The organism is Pantoea brenneri, from assembly GCF_038594305.1.
GTDB lineage: Bacteria > Pseudomonadota > Gammaproteobacteria > Enterobacterales > Enterobacteriaceae > Pantoea > Pantoea brenneri.
On the sequence record NZ_JBCGBG010000001.1, the window covers coordinates 1539978 to 1553846 of the forward strand.

The window sequence follows — 13869 nt, forward strand, 5'->3', positions numbered from 1 at the left end:
TTGCGTCACAGCGCAAAACGATTAAATCTGTTCCCAGCTCTGTCGAGCCATCTGTTGCAAAGTTTCATCGCCACTTTGCTCGGCGCGCAGTTGATACCAGCTGGCCATCAATAGCCGCAGCCACGGCTGCCAGCGTGCCACCTGCCGCTGTAGCGTACTTAACGGCAGCCGTGCTGCCTCGGCATACTCACTCAGCCAGTCAGCCTGATGATGCGGATCGGCCGCGCACACCGCCGCCAGTTCCAGCGCCACATCGCCATCTGCCGCATACTCCCAGTCGATTAAACGCAGCCCCTGCTCACCATCAATCAGGTTGCCAGCGTGGACATCCATATGTAGCGGTGCCAGCCTCAGCGGCTGGGGTTCGCCGTGGCGGGTTAATGCCTGCAGCGCACGCAGCCAGCGGGAATGGCGCTGCTGACACTGCTGCCAGTAGTGCCACAACAGCGGTTGCAGTAACAGGCGATAACCGGTCAGCGGCTGCTGATGTAACTGCAGTAGCAGCGCGATAATTGCCGGACGCTGCTGGCTGAACGCCGCGCTATCCAGCGCCTCGCCGGTCAACCACGCCAGCAGCACGCCATGACGATCGCCCGCGATCGGTCGCACCGCCCCACCAGCCGGCTGCAGTTTGCTTAACAGACGAAACTCACGCTGCCGATCGACAAACGGAATGGCCGGCTGTGGCGCAGGCCGCGCGATAAAGATGCCGCGCGGCGTGACAATTTTCTGGCTCTGACCGGTCAGGCCAGCCAGCGGTGTGACCGACAGAGAATCGGTCTCACCCATCACCTGCTGAATAATCCGCTGGAAGGCCGGATTAATTCTGTGCAACGCCGTTGCCGGACCAGATGATCTCGCCAGTCTGTACCAGCATCAGCTGCATCTGCAGCGTTGGCGTTTTCACATCGCCCTGCGCATTGCTGTAAAGCACATACTGCGCGTTAACGTTGCGCGCCAGGCCGATCGCTTTACTGCGCGAATTGAGACTGTCATCGGGCGATAAGCCCAGCGTCTGCTTGGCCTGATTCAGTTGATCAGTCGACACCAGCGTGAACTTACCGTTGTTGTTGAGCGCATTCTGGATCGCATCCGTGGCTTTCTCACTTTGCAGTGCGCCGTTGGTGCTGTTTTTGATGCGATCCACCAGCAGTACGCTGCCCGGCTCGGCGCTGGCGGCACGCAGCATTTGCGCCACTAAAGGCTGCACGCTGGCATCCCAGTTAATGGTTTTCAGCTTCGGCGGCTGCGGGATAGGCTGCGGCTGCGGCACCGGTTCAGGTTGCGGGACCGGCTGTACCGGCGGCTCAGTCGGCTGCGTCGGTTCGACCGGCGCAGGTTGCTGCTGTTTCACCACACAACCGCTCAGAATGAGCGCCATCAGTAGCGCTCCAGTACGATTAACACTGCGTATCACGTAAACAATCCTTAAAGATAGAGATAAAGGCGAACCTTGCTGGCAGTCAGGTTACCCAGTTGCGACATCACGACAATGCTGCCCTGCGCCGGAACACTGACGGTTTGTGCCGGTTCCTGCGGGGTAATTTCCAGCCCTTTGTCGTCGTACCAGTAGTAACGATAGTGCACAATCACCGGCGTTTCGCGCTGATTATAGAGCACGCTGGCGGCACGCATCTGGCCATCCTTCTCATCCAGCGTCGGTTCATCGGTAATAATGCCCGCCGATAAGACGGATGACTCCATCACCAGTGACTGCGAGGTATTGATCATCGGTTTATCGCTGCTGCAGCCGGTCAGGCTGAGCAGGAACGGCAGGCCAATCAGCCAGGATCGCATAGCACGTTTCCGTTAGAGGTTCAGTTTGACAGCATCGGGCCCAGCGGTTCGCCGCCCAGCAGATGCATATGAATGTGGTAAACCTCCTGACCGCCGTGTTTGTTGCAGTTGACAATCAAACGGTAGCCATCCTGATCGATGCCTTCCTGACGGGCAATTTTGGCGGCGATGGTAAACATGCGGCCCAGCGCATGTTCATGTGCAGCCTCCACCTCATTGACCGTCGGGATCAGCACATTCGGTACGATCAAAATGTGGGTCGGCGCTTTCGGCGAGATATCGCGAAAGGCGGTGACCAGTTCATCCTGATAAACCACATCAGCGGGGATTTCGCGACGGATAATTTTACTAAAAATGGTTTCTTCAGCCATGGTGCAATTCCTTTAGCCAGGGTCGTAATCAATCAGTATGCGGGAGAAATTTGTTTTCTTTCAACCTCAGGTCCACTTTTCTTGCATTGTTCGTCTCTCTTTACAGCAACCTCTGCTGCCTGCGCTTCCGCTCACCTTTACAGGTCGATATTGATGCGCGCCACCGCACAAAAATGAAACGCCGTTTTATAAATTAGATTTTAGCCGCCCTTTTCTTTGTATCATTGCCACATCATCCCGGACCTTTGCCAGATTACGAAGGTTAACCCGGCGTCGCAGTTCTACTTTGCTATTCAGTCCGGCTGAGATGCCCGGCGTCGTCATGAGGGATTTACCGACATTCACCATCAAGGAGCACGCACCATGCGCTCACGTAAGATTGGTCTTGGCCATTATCTGGCCTACGGGTCCGGGGATTTTCTTGGAGCAGGCACTACGGCGCTGACTGCCGCCTGGCTGCTCTATTTCTATACCACTTTTTGTGGGTTGACCCCGATTGAGGCGACCCTGATTTTTGCTGCCGCCCGGGTACTGGATGCGGTCGTCAGTCCGCTGATGGGCTTCCTGACCGATAACTTTGGTTCGACCTGGCTGGGCAAACGCTTTGGCCGCCGCCGCTTTTTTATCCTGCTGGGCATCCCCTGTGTCTTTAGTTACAGCCTGATGTGGATCAGCGACATGAGTTTCTGGTGGTATCTCTGCACCTATCTGCTGTTCGATATTATCTACACCATGATTCTGGTGCCTTATGAAACGCTGGTCCCTGAGATGACCGACGATTTCCGGCAGAAAACCCGCTTCTCTGGCGCACGGATCGGCCTGGCTCAGCTTTCGGCGATCCTGGCGGCTTTTTTACCCGGCATCCTGCTGGGGGCGCTTGGCAAAGACAACCCGCACTCCTTCTTTTATGCCAGCCTGGTGTTCTCGATCATCTGCGCCCTGGTGCTGACGCTGGTGTGGTTCTTTACCTGGGAACGTCATCCGGATGATTTCTCCGCCGAGTCACGCCGGGCAGAACAGGAAAAACAGCAGCTGACGCTGCTGCAAAATCTTAAACGGCTCTATGTTGAGCTCTCCTCGACCTTACGCGTTCGTATCTTCCGTCAGCATCTGGGCATGTATCTCGGCGGCTATATCGCTCAGGACGTGTTTAACGCGGTCTTCACCTGGTACGTGGTGTTTGTCCTGATGCAGAGCGCCCAGATTGCCTCAAACCTGATGGGCACCATGGCGGTTCTACAGTTTATCGCGGTGATGGGGATGATTCCGCTTTGTATCCGCATGGGACCGGCTCCCGCCTATCGCCTGGTGGCGGTGCTGTTCGGGCTGGCGGCGCTCTCGTATGCCGGGCTGTGGTATGCCGGGATGAACGATAACCTCGCGCTGCTGTTACTGATCTCCGCAGTAGCGGGTCTGGGCCGTGGCGGCATCAACTACGTCCCCTGGAACACCTATACCTATATCGCCGATGTCGATGAGGTGATCACCGGTCAGCGTCGTGAAGGCATTTTTGCTGGCATCATGACCTTAACCCGCAAAGCTTCGCAGGCCGGTGCGGTAATGCTGGTAGGTATTGTGCTGCAGCTCTCTGGTTTCGTCTCGGGTCAGGCGACCCAGGTGCCGGGCGTCAGTCATACCATTCTGGCGATCCTCAGCCTTGGCACCGTGGCGGTTCTCACCTGCGGTTTCCTGGTTTCACTGCGCTTCAAGCTGAATCTGCAGACGCATACCGTGCTGCGTGAAGAGACCCTGAAGATGCGCGAAGCGGGACGCATTGTGCCGGAAAAAATCACGCCTGAAGCGCGACAGATCGTCGAAACGCTGGCCGGCATGCCCTATGAAAACCTGTGGGGCAACAATAACATTGGCTTCCTCAATCGCATGAAGCCCGCCGCGCCACCGTTACCCACGCATCGCCCTTTACTCTCATCTATCAACCCGACCTTAAAATGACAGGAATAAACCATGACTGTATTTCCCGTTAAACACAGCGCGCTATTGTGCCAACCTGAACATCTGCTGCCACGCAGCGAACTGGTCCAGCTGATCCACAAGCTGATACAAAATCTGGTCAACATCACCGACGAAACCGGCGAATTTTTGCTGCGGCTGGACGATGGCCGGGTGATCGATACTAAAGGCTGGGCGGGTTGGGAATGGACACACGGCATCGGCCTGTATGGCATGCTGCACTACTATCAGCAGACCGGTGATCGGCAGACGCTGGCGATCATTGATGACTGGTTCGCCCAGCGTCTGGCGGAGGGAACGCCCACCAAAAACGTGAATACCGTTTGCCCTTTTCTGACGCTGGCTTACCGCTATGAGGAGACCGGCAATGCCGCATGGCTGCCGGTGCTGGAGCGCTGGGCAGAATGGGTGATGTATGAAATGCCGCGCACGGAACAGGGCGGGCTGCAACACATTGTCTATAACAATGAAAACACCCAGCAGCTTTGGGACGACACCCTGATGATGAGCGTGATGGCGCTGGCGAAAATTGGTCAGTTACTGAAGCGTGACGAGTGGGTTGAGGAAGCGAGCTACCAGTTCCTGCTGCATACCCAGTATCTGATGGATCGTGAAACCGGGCTGTGGTTCCACGGCTGGAACTTTGACGGTCGGCATAATTTCGCCAATGCTCGCTGGGCACGCGGCAACAGCTGGCTGACCATCGTTATTCCCGATTTTCTGGAGATGATGAACTGGCCTGAGCATCATGCTACCCGCCGCTTTCTGCAGCAGGTGCTGGCGTCGCAGGTGAAGGCGTTGCAGGCGTGCCAGCACAGCAGCGGACTGTGGCATACCCTGCTCGATGACCCGCAGAGCTATCCGGAAGCCTCGGCTACCGCAGGATTCGCCTATGGCATTCTGAAAGCGGTGCGCAAGCGTTACCTGCCGGCGGAATATCGTGAGATGGCGGAAAAGGCGCTGCGCGGCGTGATTGCCAACATCGATGCCGACGGTGAGCTGAAGCAGGTATCGTTTGGCACGGCGATGGGCAGCGATCTGGACTATTACCGCACCATTCCACTGACCTCAATGCCGTACGGCCAGGCGATGGCGCTGCTGTGCCTGACCGAGTATCTGCGCGTCTATCTGTAAATCACGCGCATAAAAAAAGCCCCGCTGAGCGGGGCTTTTTATCATTCCGCTGGCATTACATGCTGCGGATATAATCATCCATATCGGTTTTCAGGTTATCGGATTTGGTACCGAAAATCGCCTGAACACCTGAACCTGCCACTACCACGCCACGTGCGCCGAGGTTTTTCAGTTCAGTCTGATCCACCTTCGCGACGTCAGCCACGCTGACACGTAAACGGGTGATACAGGCATCAAGGTTGGTGATGTTCTCTTTACCACCAAACGCCGCCACCAGTTTGCCCGCCATTTCAGTGCCGGTCGCAGTGGACTGCTCGCTGCTGGTCTCTTCACGGCCTGGTGTTTTCAGGTCCAGTTTAGCGATCAGCACGCGGAAGATGGTGTAGTAAACCAGACCGTAGATGATACCGATAATCGGGAACAGCCAGATTTTACTGCTGTTACCGCTCAGCACGATAAAGTCGATCAGACCGTGCGAGAAGCTGGTACCGTCACGCATTCCGAGCAGAATACAGATTGGGAAAGCCAGACCGGCCAGCAGCGCATGGATTACGTACAGGATCGGCGCAACGAACATGAATGAGAATTCAATCGGTTCGGTGATACCGGTCAGGAACGCAGTCAGCGCAGCGGAGATCATGATACCGCCCACTTTGGCGCGATTTTCAGGCTTCGCTGAATGCCAGATAGCAATCGCTGCCGCTGGCAGACCGTACATTTTGAACAGGAAGCCACCGGAGAGTTTGCCCGCGGTCGGGTCACCCGCCATATAGCGCGGGATATCACCATGGAACACCTGACCTGCCGCATTGGTGTATTCACCGATCTGCATCTGGAAAGGAACGTTCCAGATGTGATGCAGGCCAAACGGCACCAGCGAACGTTCTACCACACCGTAGATACCAAAGGCGACAACCGGGTTCTGATAGGCGGCCCACTGTGAGAACTCCTGAATCGCGGAACCTATCGGTGGCCAGATAAAGGAGAGCAGTACGCCGAGAATGATGGCTGCCAGACCGGAGATAATCGGTACGAAACGCTTACCGGCAAAGAAGCCGAGATATTCCGGCAGCTTGATGCGGTAAAAGCGATTGAACATATACGCGGCAATCGAGCCGGCGATAATACCGCCCAGTACCCCGGTATCCGCCAGGTGTTTCGCCTCAATTTCTGCCGCTGGCAGATGCAGCACCAGCGGAGCCACCACCGCCATGGTTTTCACCATGATGCCGTAAGCGACCACCGCGGCCAGTGCTGATACACCGTCGTTATTGGTAAAGCCCAGCGCCACACCGATGGCAAAAATCAGCGGCATATTGGCGAACACCGATCCGCCCGCTTCTGCCATCACATGCGAAACCACTGCAGGCAACCAGCTGAAATTGGCCGAACCGACACCTAACAAAATCCCGGCAATCGGCAGAACCGATACCGGTAGCATGAGCGATTTACCGACCTTTTGCAGGTTGGCAAAAGCATTTTTGAACATAGCGTGAAGCTCCTGAGTATGAGTGCATTTTTTCGCGCATTGCGCGTGGCAAAGAGGGAGGATTCTTTACCGGGTTGGCGGTGACCGCCTTTTGATTTATTACGAAGGGTAAAATAAATCGTTATTTGTTACTTTGACGGTTATCACGTTTCGACAATCGCAAGCGTGCACTTTACGAAATTTCTTACTGACCCGCACGAATAATCAGCAATAAAAAGCTGGCCTTGTTGGAAAAACAAGGCCATATGTGCAGATTACAGATTAATTACAGAGTATGAAATAAACGAGCGACTCAGGCACCCAGCCGGCTCATTGGGATGTGGAACAGCGCCGAGAAATTGCGGGTCGTGGTGGCGGCTAGCGTGTCAATATCCACGCCTTTCAGCACCGCCAGATAATCGGCGACATCGCGGGTGTAGGCGGGCTGATTCTCTTTGCCGCGATAAGGAACCGGGGCCAGATAAGGTGAATCGGTTTCAACCAGCATCCGATCCAGCGGAACGTAACGCGCCGCTTCACGCAGCTGCTCCGCATTACGGAAGGTGACGATGCCGGAGAACGAAATATAGAATCCCATATCCAGCAGTTTAGCCGCGGTAGGCTGATCCTCGGTGAAGCAGTGCAGCACGCCGCCGCAGCGCTCAACCTGTTCCTCACGTAAAATTGCCAGCGTGTCTTCCCGCGCATCACGGGTATGCACAATGATCGGTTTGTTCAGGGCGATGCCGGTACGGATGTGCTCACGGAAGGAAGCCTGCTGCTGCGCTTTGGTCTCCTGCTGATAGTAATAATCGAGCCCGGTTTCCCCCAGCGCCACCACCTGTGGATCGGCAGCCAGACGGCGAAACTCCTCTACGTCATACGCCTCCTCCTGATTCAGCGGATGAACACCGCAGGAGAGCGCGATTTCGGGGCGGTTACCAACCAGCGCTTTCAGGGTATGAAAACCGGGCAGCGTGGTGGCAATGGCCAGCATAAATTTCACATCACGCGCGGCCGCTTTGGCGATCACATCATCCAGGTCGCGATGGTTTTTCTCATAGTCCAGGCCATCAAGGTGGCAATGGGAATCAACAATAAACATAGTTACTCTCAGAAGGTTTAGCCGATCAGCGCAGGCTTCATATTATCAGCCCAGCTCAGGAGCTGATCGGTCAGCAATAATTCGCGGTTAACCGCCGCCACGTGCAGCAACTGCTCGCGACAGCGCATCCAGCCCTGCGCACTGCTGTTCAGCGCAGTCGGGGTAAAGTGTTCTGCCAGCAGCGTCACCACGTCCTGACGATCGACGTTACTCAACCACTGTCCTGCATTCTGCTGCCATTTCATCGCATCCAGCAGCAGCGAGAGCAGCCAGCCAATGCGCACCGCCGCGTCGTCGCCATTGAGCACCGGCAGCAGTTGCAGAATGTCCTGCTGCAGTGCCGCGGGCAGCGCATCGCACAATTTCTGTCGCGCCTGCCACGGGCCTGCCGCCAGCAGATTGAGCGCCGCTTCCGGCGCGCCGGCGCTGAGTCGCAACGCGGCGACCAGCATCGCTTCATCCTGCGACGTCTGTTTCTTCAGCCAGTTCAGGCTGAGTCCTTCCTCCGGCGGTGAAAGATGCAGCGTCATGCATCGGCTGCGCAAGGTCGCCAGCAGGCGCGACGGGTCACGGCTACTGAGGAAAAACCAGCTATTGGCCGGCGGTTCTTCCAGCGTTTTCAGCAGGGCGTTGGCCGCAGCTTCAGAGAGCTGAGCCGCATCAGGCAGCCAGACAATTTTGGCACCGCCCTGCTGACCGAAATGATACATTTTCTCGGTCACCTGACGAACCGCATCAATGCCGAGGGTATTTTTACCTTTCTCTGCTTCCAGCCGGTACCAGTCCGGATGGGTATTGGCCTGCATCAGCTGGCAACCGTGGCATTGCCCGCAGCTTTTCAGGCCATCGGGCTGCTGGCACATCAGCCAGCGGCTGATTCCCCACACCAGCGCATCATCGCCCATTCCGGCCATCGCCTGAATCAGCAGCGCGTGATGACTCCGGCCCTGCTGATGCTGCGTGATCAGCTGGCGATAGGGCTGGTTGAGCCACGGGAACCAGTTCATCACGCCTGCTCCGCCAGCCAGCCCTTCAGGGTGGACTGAAGTGACGCCGTCACTTGTTGCAGCGACTGGGTGGCATCAATTGTCAGAATAGTGGGATCGTCTGCCGCCAGCGCCAGATAACGGTCGCGGGTGCGCTCAAAAAAGCGCAGCGACTCCAGCTCAATGCGATCCAGCGCGCCACGGGCACGGGCGCGTTGCAGGCCGATGTCTGGCGTTACGTCGAGATAGAGCGTCAAATCGGGGCGAAAATCGCCCAGTACTGCATCGCGCAGGGTACGCATTAGTTCACTGTCGAGTCCGCGTCCGCCGCCCTGATAAGCCTGTGAAGAGAGATCGTGCCGATCGCCAATTACCCAGGCCCCGCGAGCCAGCGCCGGTTTGATCACCGTTTCGACCAGCTGCACGCGCGCCGCGTAGAGCATCAGCAGTTCCGCTTTATCGGTCACCTGTTCACCTTCAATGCCCTGCTTGACCAGCAGCCGCAACTGCTCCGCCAGCGGCGTTCCACCAGGCTCGCGGGTGAAGACGATATCTTCAATCCCGCGTTCGCGCAGCGTGGCGACAATCGCATCGCGCGCCGTGGTTTTACCGGCGCCTTCCAGGCCCTCAATGACGATAAACTTACTGTTCATTTTTTTCCTTCAGTGTTTGCCGGTAAACCTGCACCGCCCGGTTATGGCTGGCAAGATTGGTGGTAAAGGTGTGTCCGCCCTTTCCATCCGCCACAAAATAGAGATAGTTGCTCTTTTCCGGATGAGCCGCCGCCTGCAGCGACGCTTTGCCCGGCATGGCAATCGGGCCTGGCGGCAGACCATTAATGATATAGGTATTGTAATCGGTTGCCGTCTCCAGATCTTTACGCGTCAGGGTACCGTTATAGGCCGGGCCCATGCCGTAAATCACCGTCGGGTCGGTTTGCAGTCGCATGCCGGTTCGCAGTCGATTAATAAACACCGAGGCGACACGGGCGCGCTCTTCACTGACGGCAGTCTCTTTTTCAATGATCGAGGCCATGGTCACCAGATCCTGCGGCGTTTTATACGGCAGATTATCCGCCCTTTCCTGCCAGACCTGATCGATGGTTTTCTTCATCCGCTCATGGGCGCGCTGCAGGATCGCCAGATCGCTGGTATTAGCGGTATAGAGATAGGTATCCGGGAAGAAGTTGCCTTCCAGCTGCTGCGGATCAACCTTCAGCTCGCTGGCCAGCGTCGCAAACTGGTCATCTTTCAGCGTATGCCGGATATAGGGCGCTTTGCGCAGCTCGCTCAGCCACTCCGTCAGGCGCTGACCTTCGACCAGGCGCAACGGAAACTGTGCCTCTTTGCCGCTGGCCAGCAGCTGCAGCAGCGAACGCACCGTCATGGTCGGTTCGAGGCGGTAGGTCCCGGCTTTGAAAGTCGCCAGTTCGGGTTCTACCTTCAGTAACGCGCCAAACCAGATGCTGTGCGGAATGATGTTCTGACTTTCTAACTGCGCTTCAAGCGCCACCCGGCCAGTACCGGCGGGCAGCGTGTAGATCGTTTCCTGGTGCAGGGTTAACGGGGTGGACGCGAACTGTTTTATCTGCCAGTAACTTAAGGCAGCCGCGACACCCACTATCGCCACAATGCTGGCGAGAATTTTTTTACTTCGGCTCATGATGCATCCATTATCTTTTTACAGCTTGCGTGCAACTGATTAAACAGCGTGCGTTGAGTAAAGTTCACCGCCTCCAGCTGTCGTACCGGTAAAACCGGCATCAGGGCGTTACATATCACGATTTCATCGGCAGCCAGCAACGCGTCAGGTTCACACTGAACAACCCGGCAAGCCTGCCCTGCAGCGGCGAGCTGTGCCATCAGACTGCGTCGCATAATGCCATCGACGCCCGCCCAGCGCAGGTCAGGGGTAAAAATCTCCGAGCCCCGGCGCCAGAATAAATTGGCCGCACAGCATTCCACCACCCAACCTTCAGTGTCAAGCACCAGCGCTTCGTCGGCGTCTGTCTGGTCAAGATGAGCCCGGATCATCACCTGTTCCAGCCGGTTGAGATGCTTCAGACCGGCAAACTGCGGATTGCGCGCCAGCCGAATCGGGCTGAGAGCCAGCGACGCACCGCGCTGCTGTAAGTCAGCATAATGTTGCGGCCACGCTGCCAGCGAGACGATACGCGTCGGCTCACCTCCCCCTTTCCGGCTGTAACCGCGTCCGCCGCTGCCGGCGCTGAGTATTACTTTCAGCACAGCCTGCCTCTGATCCCGGGCTGCCTGACGCATTTCATTTTCCAGCTGCAGCCAGTCGATGCCGTTGATTAACAGCCGCTCACAGCCCTCTCTGAGACGCTGAATGTGGCGTTCAAGTAACAGGATCTTGCCCTGCAGCACCGCCGCGGTGGTAAAGCAGCCATCCCCGAACTGCAGTCCGCGATCGCTGGCCGCCAGAGTTGATTGTTCGATGCCGTTAATCCACATGGTTATCTCCGGTTGGGCAGCGATCGGCTGCGCCGATGCTGACTGTTTTGAATTATCAGGATAAAAAAAGGCCCGCATTGCGGGCCTTTTTAGCAATCAGCTGCGATTACACTTTACGGAAAATCAATGATCCGTTGGTGCCACCGAAGCCGAAGGAGTTACACAAGGTGTACTCCAGTCCGGAAACCTGACGCGCGGTATGCGGCACGAAATCGAGATCGCAGCCTTCATCCGGGTTGTCGAGGTTAATGGTCGGCGGTACCGCCTGGTCACGCAGAGCCAGAATCGAGTAGATCGATTCAACGGCACCCGCAGCACCCAGCAAATGCCCGGTCATCGATTTGGTTGAGCTCACCATTACCGTACTGGCTGCTGCCCCGAATACCGATTTCACTGCACGTGTTTCCGCTTTGTCACCGGCTGGCGTCGAGGTGCCGTGCGCGTTGACATAGCCGATTTGCTCTGGCGTAAGCTGAGCATCACGCAGCGCATTGATCATCGCTGCTGCTGCGCCCGAGCCATCTTCCGGCGGAGAGGTCATGTGGTAAGCATCGCTGCTCATACCAAAGCCGACAATTTCCGCATAGATTTTCGCGCCGCGCTGCTTAGCATGTTCGTACTCTTCGAGTACTACAATACCGGCACCGTCACCCAGCACAAAACCGTCACGATCTTTATCCCATGGGCGGCTTGCTGCCTGTGGGTTGTCGTTACGGGTGGAGAGTGCACGTGCTGCGCCAAATCCGCCAACGCCTAATGGCGTACTGGCTTTTTCAGCACCGCCTGCCAGCATCACGTCAGCATCGTTATAGGCGATGATACGCGCGGCGTGGCCGATATTGTGCACGCCAGAGGTACAGGCAGTCGCAATAGAGATGCTCGGACCTTTCAGGCCGTACATGATAGTGAGATGACCCGCCACCATGTTTACGATAGTCGAAGGCACAAAGAACGGGCTGATTTTACGCGGGCCACCGTTTACCAGTGAAGTATGATTGTCTTCAATCAGACCTAAACCACCGATGCCGGAACCAATCGCTGCGCCCATACGACCTGCATTTTCTTCGGTCACAACCAGACCGCTATCCTGCATAGCCTGCATGCCGGCAACAATGCCGTATTGGATGAAGTCATCCATCTTGCGCTGATCTTTGCGCGAGATGTAGTCATCACAATTAAAACCTCTTACCAGACCTGCAAAACGGGTTGCATAGGCACTGGTATCAAAATGGTCGATCAGGTTAATGCCGCTCTGACCGGCAAGGAGAGCACTCCAGGTAGACTCTACGGTATTGCCGACAGGAGACAACATGCCAAGACCGGTCACAACTACACGACGCTTAGACACGTTCGTCCTCCAGGGAGGGGAAATAGGGAACTATGTGGGACAAACATAAAAATCAGGCGGTCGAGCGACCGCCTGAAGATATTCATTAGCCTTTGTGGCTATTGATGTAGTCGATCGCTGCCTGAACGGTAGTGATTTTCTCAGCTTCTTCGTCTGGAATTTCAGTATCAAACTCTTCTTCCAGAGCCATTACCAGCTCAACGGTATCAAGAGAATCGGCACCCAGGTCTTCTACGAAAGATGCAGAGTTGGTCACTTCTTCCTCTTTCACACCCAGCTGCTCACTGATGATTTTCTTAACGCGTTGTTCGATATCGCTCATACTATTTAATTTCCTATCAAAACTCGCTTACGCGATGGTTTTCGTAGTGTATAAAATGGTGAAAAAGATGCAACAAAATCCCGGCTGGTCGAACCACGATTTTACGCTATTTTGCGGTTTTAGCCGCAAATAATGCAAATGTTTTCGTGATTTATCAGACCATGTACATGCCGCCATTGACGTGCAGCGTTTCACCTGTGATGTAGGCTGCTTCGTCAGAGGCTAAGAATGCCACAGCATTGGCGATTTCTTGCGCTTCGCCTAAGCGACCCGCAGGTACTTCCGCCAAAATACCAGAACGTTGATCTTCGTTCAGTGCCCGCGTCATGTCTGTCTCAATAAAACCTGGAGCCACGACGTTGACGGTAATGCCACGTGACGCGATTTCGCGCGCCAGTGATTTGCTAAAGCCAATTAAACCCGCTTTTGCTGCCGCGTAGTTTGCCTGGCCCGCGTTACCCATGGTTCCAACAACGGAACCGATGGTGATGATACGGCCCACGCGCTTTTTCATCATGGCACGCAATACCGCCTTAGAAAGGCGGAAGACAGAAGTGAGGTTGGTATCGAGGATATCCTGCCACTCATCGTCCTTCATGCGCATGAGGAGATTATCACGCGTAATGCCTGCATTATTGACTAAAATATCCACTTCGCCAAATTCTGCGCGAATATTCTCTAAAACACTGTCGATCGATGCAGCGTCAGTCACGTTCAGTAACAGGCCTTTACCCTTGTCGCCAAGGTAAGCACTGATGGCGTCAGCGCCATTCTGGCTGGTCGCGGTACCTACAACTTTAGCGCCTTTTGCCGCCAGCGTCTCTGCAATCGCACGACCAATGCCGCGACTCGCGCCGGTTACCAGCGCAACTTTACCTTCAAAGCTCATGATT

Annotated in this window: 15 protein-coding genes; 2 read left to right on the top strand and 13 right to left on the bottom strand. The window is 55.8% G+C overall.

The window, feature by feature from the left end:
- Nucleotides 1-21: 21 nt before the first annotated feature.
- From thiK to hinT, 4 genes are read right to left on the bottom strand one after another with little or no spacing between them, the layout of a single operon-like run.
- Nucleotides 22-804 (bottom strand): thiamine kinase, encoded by a 783-nt coding sequence (gene thiK / locus AABB92_RS07155; protein ID WP_052720612.1) that lies wholly within the window; start codon nt 802-804, stop codon nt 22-24.
- A 16-nt stretch (nt 805-820) separates the two neighbouring features.
- Nucleotides 821-1417: a penicillin-binding protein activator LpoB gene (gene lpoB / locus AABB92_RS07160; RefSeq protein WP_046288392.1), complete on the bottom strand. Its 597-nt coding sequence runs from the start codon at nt 1415-1417 to the stop codon at nt 821-823.
- A gap of 11 nt (nt 1418-1428) precedes the next feature.
- Nucleotides 1429-1797, bottom strand: coding sequence for a YcfL family putative periplasmic lipoprotein (locus tag AABB92_RS07165; RefSeq protein ID WP_031377254.1), 369 nt, complete (start codon nt 1795-1797; stop codon nt 1429-1431).
- 20 nt (nt 1798-1817) lie between these two features.
- Nucleotides 1818-2168: a purine nucleoside phosphoramidase gene (gene hinT, locus AABB92_RS07170; RefSeq protein ID WP_031377253.1), complete on the bottom strand. Its 351-nt coding sequence runs from the start codon at nt 2166-2168 to the stop codon at nt 1818-1820.
- Between the two features lie 363 nt (nt 2169-2531).
- Between hinT and AABB92_RS07175 the strand changes: the two genes are divergently transcribed.
- Together AABB92_RS07175 and bglB are read left to right on the top strand one after the other, a co-directional pair.
- Entirely contained in the window at nt 2532-4121 is a 1590-nt protein-coding gene (locus tag AABB92_RS07175) for an MFS transporter (protein WP_031377252.1), read from the top strand.
- A 12-nt stretch (nt 4122-4133) separates the two neighbouring features.
- The gene (bglB, locus tag AABB92_RS07180; protein ID WP_031377251.1) at nt 4134-5273 is read left to right on the top strand and encodes a beta-galactosidase BglB; all 1140 of its coding nucleotides are present in this window, start codon (nt 4134-4136) and stop codon (nt 5271-5273) included.
- Nucleotides 5274-5328: 55 nt separating this feature from the next.
- On the opposite strand, the gene ptsG is transcribed toward bglB, so the two are convergent.
- The 9 genes from ptsG to fabG form a co-directional block, all read right to left on the bottom strand.
- Nucleotides 5329-6762: a PTS glucose transporter subunit IIBC gene (gene ptsG, locus AABB92_RS07185; RefSeq protein WP_031377250.1), complete on the bottom strand. Its 1434-nt coding sequence runs from the start codon at nt 6760-6762 to the stop codon at nt 5329-5331.
- A gap of 292 nt (nt 6763-7054) precedes the next feature.
- The gene (locus AABB92_RS07190; protein ID WP_031377249.1) at nt 7055-7846 is read right to left on the bottom strand and encodes a metal-dependent hydrolase; all 792 of its coding nucleotides are present in this window, start codon (nt 7844-7846) and stop codon (nt 7055-7057) included.
- Nucleotides 7847-7863: 17 nt separating this feature from the next.
- A complete protein-coding gene (holB, locus tag AABB92_RS07195; protein WP_046288393.1) occupies nt 7864-8853 on the bottom strand; it encodes a DNA polymerase III subunit delta' in 990 nt (329 codons plus the stop codon).
- Nucleotides 8853-9485: a dTMP kinase gene (tmk, locus tag AABB92_RS07200; RefSeq protein ID WP_031376574.1), complete on the bottom strand. Its 633-nt coding sequence runs from the start codon at nt 9483-9485 to the stop codon at nt 8853-8855. Before tmk ends, holB begins: the two co-directional genes overlap by 1 nt.
- Entirely contained in the window at nt 9475-10494 is a 1020-nt protein-coding gene (gene mltG / locus AABB92_RS07205; RefSeq protein WP_031376573.1) for an endolytic transglycosylase MltG, read from the bottom strand. Before mltG ends, tmk begins: the two co-directional genes overlap by 11 nt.
- Nucleotides 10491-11306 (bottom strand): aminodeoxychorismate lyase, encoded by an 816-nt coding sequence (gene pabC / locus AABB92_RS07210; RefSeq protein ID WP_046288538.1) that lies wholly within the window; start codon nt 11304-11306, stop codon nt 10491-10493. The genes mltG and pabC overlap by 4 nt, the downstream gene beginning before the upstream one ends.
- 106 nt (nt 11307-11412) lie before the next feature.
- Nucleotides 11413-12654: a beta-ketoacyl-ACP synthase II gene (gene fabF, locus AABB92_RS07215; RefSeq protein ID WP_031376572.1), complete on the bottom strand. Its 1242-nt coding sequence runs from the start codon at nt 12652-12654 to the stop codon at nt 11413-11415.
- A gap of 85 nt (nt 12655-12739) precedes the next feature.
- Nucleotides 12740-12976, bottom strand: coding sequence for an acyl carrier protein (gene acpP / locus AABB92_RS07220; RefSeq protein ID WP_003849865.1), 237 nt, complete (start codon nt 12974-12976; stop codon nt 12740-12742).
- 154 nt (nt 12977-13130) lie between these two features.
- Nucleotides 13131-13865, bottom strand: coding sequence for a 3-oxoacyl-ACP reductase FabG (gene fabG, locus AABB92_RS07225; protein WP_031376571.1), 735 nt, complete (start codon nt 13863-13865; stop codon nt 13131-13133).
- Nucleotides 13866-13869: the final 4 nt, after the last annotated feature.

Bases quoted from the DNA above. Each gene is read 5' to 3' on its own strand.
- hinT (WP_031377253.1), bottom strand. From the start codon at position 2,168: ATGGCTGAAGAAACCATTTTTAGTAAAATTATCCGTCGCGAAATCCCC.
- fabG (WP_031376571.1), bottom strand. From the start codon at position 13,865: ATGAGCTTTGAAGGTAAAGTTGCGCTGGTAACCGGCGCGAGTCGCGGC.
- AABB92_RS07165 (WP_031377254.1), bottom strand. From the start codon at position 1,797: ATGCGATCCTGGCTGATTGGCCTGCCGTTCCTGCTCAGCCTGACCGGC.
- holB (WP_046288393.1), bottom strand. From the start codon at position 8,853: ATGAACTGGTTCCCGTGGCTCAACCAGCCCTATCGCCAGCTGATCACG.
- AABB92_RS07175 (WP_031377252.1), top strand. From the start codon at position 2,532: ATGCGCTCACGTAAGATTGGTCTTGGCCATTATCTGGCCTACGGGTCC.
- acpP (WP_003849865.1), bottom strand. From the start codon at position 12,976: ATGAGCGATATCGAACAACGCGTTAAGAAAATCATCAGTGAGCAGCTG.
- AABB92_RS07190 (WP_031377249.1), bottom strand. From the start codon at position 7,846: ATGTTTATTGTTGATTCCCATTGCCACCTTGATGGCCTGGACTATGAG.
- tmk (WP_031376574.1), bottom strand. From the start codon at position 9,485: ATGAACAGTAAGTTTATCGTCATTGAGGGCCTGGAAGGCGCCGGTAAA.
- pabC (WP_046288538.1), bottom strand. From the start codon at position 11,306: ATGTGGATTAACGGCATCGAACAATCAACTCTGGCGGCCAGCGATCGC.
- bglB (WP_031377251.1), top strand. From the start codon at position 4,134: ATGACTGTATTTCCCGTTAAACACAGCGCGCTATTGTGCCAACCTGAA.
- mltG (WP_031376573.1), bottom strand. From the start codon at position 10,494: ATGAGCCGAAGTAAAAAAATTCTCGCCAGCATTGTGGCGATAGTGGGT.
- ptsG (WP_031377250.1), bottom strand. From the start codon at position 6,762: ATGTTCAAAAATGCTTTTGCCAACCTGCAAAAGGTCGGTAAATCGCTC.